General features: G+C 36.3%; 1 protein-coding gene. It reads right to left on the reverse strand.

Translation table 11 applies throughout. The features are described from left to right. Positions 1 to 163: recombinase family protein (locus tag MZO40_RS17035; RefSeq protein WP_252133478.1), on the reverse strand; the 163-nt coding region annotated here is incomplete at its 3' end. Positions 164 to 444 lie beyond the last annotated feature (281 nt).

The raw sequence follows: 444 nt of genomic DNA on the forward strand, positions 1-444 counted from the left end.
CACGAATGAACTCTAACATTTTTTGCAATTCAGGGCGATTTTGAACTGATTTTCCGGAAACTTTTTCCTGAAATATTTTCTCTACACCAGACTTTTTTAGAGCTTCAATCTGCCGAGTTAAATTCTGATTTTCAGACGACACCCTAGCATAACCAATTTTCATATATTTTCCTTCTTATCATATTAATTCTGACGTCAGTTTCTGGGAAACTACTCAACTAGTTGATCTGATTAAGATTTAAAAGTTACTGTGTCACACTCTAATGTCTCACACGTTTGATCTATTATACCACAGCTCAGGAAGGAGACATTAGGTACATCGTAACGTAACGGATTGGGGGATTCGAGATAACTTCTTAACTGGACGGGTTCAATATTGGTATAACCAGCATCATCAAAGTATTGGTAGTACCAAAATATTATCTAATCTCAGAAAAGACCCGG

The organism is Lactiplantibacillus sp. B652 (assembly GCF_023806745.1).
Classification (GTDB): Bacteria; Bacillota; Bacilli; order Lactobacillales; family Lactobacillaceae; genus Lactiplantibacillus; species Lactiplantibacillus pentosus.